Raw genomic sequence first — 4260 nt, 5'->3', positions numbered from 1 at the left:
GAAGTAACTCCACAGTGAGCTTTGCTCCAGGTCAAACCAGCCAAAGTATCGTTATTAATATCATCGATGATCAAGTGGTGGAAGCAGACGAAACCTTCACAGTGAACCTGAGCAACCCTGTAGGAGCAACCATTACCGATGGCACAGGTATTGGAACCATTGTTAACGATGATGTCGCCCCACCACCAGAACTGTCTATTAATGATGTAACCGTCAATGAAGGGGATGGCACCGCAACCTTTACCGTGAGTCTCTCCTCTGCCAACGATTCAGAGGTCACAGTAGATTTCAATACGGTTGATGGAACAGCCATTGCAGGTAGTGACTACACAGGAAGTAACTCCACAGTGAGCTTTGCTCCAGGTCAAACCAGCCAAAGTATCGTTATCAATATCACCGATGATCAAGTGGTGGAAGCAGACGAAACCTTCACAGTGAACCTGAGCAATGCGGTAGGAGCAACCATTACCGATGGCACAGGTGTTGGAACCATTGTTAACGATGATGTAGAGGTTCCTACTGTGGAAAACTTGTTCTTTAGCTTGGATGAAAACCAGGGTGTGTCTGTGACTCCACAAGATATTGTCCAGTTTGACGGTACAAACTTTAGTATTTTGTTCGATGGGTCGGATGTATTTAGAGTATCTGGTGACGACGATGACGATGACGATGATGATGGTGGCAGCATTGAAATCGATGCTTTTGATGTTATCAGTTATAGTCAAGTTTACTGCAACGAGTTTGGGTAACAATACATCTGGTAGTTTTTCCCTATATCTCGATGGCAGTGATATTGGCTTGAGTAACAATAGTGAGGATATTGACGCTCTCACGAACTTACCAGACGGATCTCTACTAATTTCTACAAGAGGAAACCTGAATGCTGGTGGAATTAGTGCCGCCGATGAGGATCTTGTCAGATTTACGCCAACTTCTTTAGGGGCAAATACAACTGGTTCTCTATCTCTATATTTGGATGGGAGCGATATTGGTCTCAGTAATGAGGATGTGGATGCTTTAGCTGTTGATGGAATAGGTGATTTGTTACTGTCAGTCACCAATAACTTCTCGGTTTCTGGCTTATCTGGTGCAGACGAAGATATCTTCGGCTTTACACCTTCCTCTACCGGTACAGTCACTAACGGAAACTTCTCCTCTGACTTATTCTTTAATGGTAGTCAGTTTGGACTCTCTGGTAATGACATCACAGGTATAGCCATAGGCATTGCTTAACTTAAATGTCGGGCTAAGTCCCACCCTATAAACGAGGGGGATACATCGAACCGGAGGCTTCGGCCGTTACCTCAGCCGAACGGTGAGTGTCTGCTCACGCGTTCCCCTGGCGAATGGGATTTCCCAAGGTCCCTCGCCAATGTTTTAGGGTTGGGATAGAGCCCAAACTCAGTGAATCTACAATTTGCGAGAATGCAATCTGCAAATGCTTGACAAAATATGAATCTTGCTTTAGACTACGGTAGTCACTAATAGTAATTTTACTTAAGCTTTTAAAAAGCCTATCCAAATTCATCAGTGATCTAGCTAACCTAGTCCCTATAAGCAACGAAAAAAACCTCTTAATATACACCCCTGTTTAGGAAAAGCAAGTGTACCTTGCATTGTCTTCTGAATTTAAATAACAGCTATTTATCGGTTGTAACCATTTTTCACATTTAGAAAAGCAAACGGTTGGTTGTTACTGTGCTGAATAAAGAGGTGCCGCATAAGGCCTGTGATTACGATGAGAATCCTTAGTAAATAAAATAACAATATTTACGGTGGATATTATATCCTGCTTTTTGACTCCTGTTTTTTGAACAATACTAAAATCAGGAACACTTTTATCCATGTCCAATTTTTCTAACCTTAGTATCAACCTACCTGAAGAAATTTCTTTTACCCCTCGTCGCTTCGGAGTTATTCCCGAAGAAGAACAATTTGGGAATGATAGTTACTTTGACATTGAAATAACAGGAGGAACAATTTTAGACGGAACATTTGATGCTTACTGCATTGATACAGACCGAGGAATTGCCAGTAACGGAAATGTTACCTATAACGCTAAAGTTTATTCTACTTATGAAGAACTGCCTCCTGAATTGTTGGGAACAGGGAATATTGAAAGCCCCGAAAACTTTGATCTAGTTAATTGGATTGTCAATCAAAACTTTGCTGGAAAAACAGCTTCCAATGGAGAAGTTTTTACCTTTGGTGATATCCAACGAGCGATTTGGGCATTACTTGATGATGAAAACTTAACCGCTGGTTTAGGGTCCTGGACTGAAGAAAAAGCCAGTGAAATTATCAGTCTAGCCGAAGCCAGTGGAGAAGGATTTGTTCCTAGCTATGAATATACAACAATATTCGGGGAACAAGTCACAGGTAAAATGGCGGTAATTCTTTCGCCCTTTAATAACAATAACCCCATCTCTGCCCAAATTGTGATGGCTGAAGTTGAGTTATCTAAATTAGGTGACGTTGTTTTCTACGATACTGATCAAGATGGAATTCAAGATAGTGGCGAAGAAGGAATTGCGGGGGTTACAGTTAATTTACTCGCCGATGTTAATGGAGATGGTGTGATTGAGGAAAGTGAAGTCATTCACTCCACCACTACGGATGACAATGGTAAGTATCATTTTGAAGTGATTGCAGGTGACTATAGAGTTCAATTTGAACAACCTGAAGGATTCGAAGTCAGTCCGGCGAATCAAGGGAATGATGATAGTGTTGATAGTGATGGATTAATTTCTGATGTTGTAACGTTAGATATCGGAGAATTTGATCCCACTATTGATCAAGGGTTTTATGCCATTCCCATGGGTTCTATTGGAGATACCATCTTCCGAGATGACAACGCTAATGGAGTCCAAGAAGTAGAAGAAGCAGGAATCTCTGGAGTAGAAGTCCGATTAACCGATAAAGGAGCAGACGGTATCTTTGGTACAGCAGATGACGTAGTTATCGGCACTCAAACCACTGATGGAAATGGAAAGTATCTCTTTGAAGACTTAGAAGCAGGGAACTATCAAGTAGAAGTGCTCAATGAAAATGGTGCTTTAGATGGTTTAAAGCAAACTGCTGATCCAGATGCAATTTTAGATAATGGTTCTATGGTGGAATTAGAACCAGGAGAAAACAACCTAGACCAAGACTTCGGTTATGACGAGGTTACCCCTGGTATTGACATTGAGAAGTTTACCAATGGGGTAGATGCTGACACCCCAGAAGAAGCTGTAGAAATCGCTGCAGGTGATACAGTCACTTGGACTTATGAAGTGACCAACACAGGTAATGTATCTTTTGACGCAAGTGAAATTACAGTCACTGATGACCAAGAAGGCATAATTAGCAACATTACTAATCAAGGAGATGGAGATAACACCTTAGCGCCAGGTGAAACTTGGATTTACGAAAAAACAGGAACCGCTCAAGACTTAATTACTGTCACCAGTTCTCAAGACATTACCTTCCATCTTACAGGTAATAGTTACACAACAGGTCATTATGGTAATGTTCGTACTTTCACTGAAGATGGGGTTTCAGTAGATGTAAGTGCATTTAGCTTTAATCAAGATCAAGGCTGGCGAGATGCTTACCTTGGCGCTTATAGTGGCGGTTTAGGTGTTACCAACCGTAATGAGAGTGGTTCATTGCACCGCATTGATAATGGTGTCAGTATTGATTATGTTCTCTTTGAATTTGATCAAGATGTGACCGTTGATCGCGCTTTCTTAGATTATGTCAGTGGAGACAGTGATATTTCAGTCTGGATTGGCGATCGCAATGGAGACATCTCATATTTGAACAGTGATATCTTAGATGGCTTTGCCAAAGAATATAACAATGGTGGTAAATATGACCGCTGGGCTGATTTCAATGCTGATGGTTTAACTGGCGATACCCTAGTGATTTCTGCTCGCGATGATCACAGTCATGATGCCTTCAAGCTAAAGAAACTTGATATTTCTGTACCTGGTGAGAAAGCCATTGGCACTTACACCAACATCGGAACAGTAGTAGCAGGTTCTGTAAGTGATGAAGACCAAAGTGGTTACACCAATCCTGAAATTGCAGTTCAGCCTGTTCATTACGAAGCTGAAGATTTACACCTTAACGGCTATCGTCTGGAACACGTTGGCATCGCATCTGGTGGTGAAGTGATAAAGCTAAAGTCTCATGTTTATGAAGGTTCTGCCACGAAGAACTTTGGTATCTTCTCAAAAAGCCAGGGGTCACTCGCTGCGAAAACTTAGGCCAAAC

Annotated in this window: 3 protein-coding genes; all 3 read left to right on the top strand. The window is 41.7% G+C overall.

The annotated features are described in order from the left end of the window. Positions 1–749 (top strand): Calx-beta domain-containing protein (locus tag P9B04_RS14935; protein ID WP_342055783.1); only part of this gene is annotated, 749 nt, incomplete at its 5' end. Further along, the gene (locus tag P9B04_RS14930) at positions 742–1233 is read left to right on the top strand and encodes a hypothetical protein (protein WP_342055782.1); all 492 of its coding nucleotides are present in this window, start codon (positions 742–744) and stop codon (positions 1231–1233) included. The genes P9B04_RS14935 and P9B04_RS14930, both read left to right, overlap by 8 nt. Positions 1234–1844: 611 nt before the next feature. Beyond that, the gene (locus P9B04_RS14925) at positions 1845–4253 is read left to right on the top strand and encodes an SdrD B-like domain-containing protein (RefSeq protein WP_342055781.1); all 2409 of its coding nucleotides are present in this window, start codon (positions 1845–1847) and stop codon (positions 4251–4253) included. Positions 4254–4260: the final 7 nt, after the last annotated feature.

Origin of the sequence: Crocosphaera sp. Alani8 (assembly GCF_038442745.1) — a bacterium.
GTDB lineage: Bacteria > Cyanobacteriota > Cyanobacteriia > Cyanobacteriales > Microcystaceae > Crocosphaera.
Note: the sequence above shows the minus strand (reverse complement) of the source record. Positions and strands in the feature narration are given on the sequence as shown.

Coding starts and splice junctions, on each gene's coding strand:
- P9B04_RS14925 (WP_342055781.1), top strand. CDS start 1,845: ATGTCCAATTTTTCTAACCTTAGTATCAACCTACCTGAAGAAATTTCT.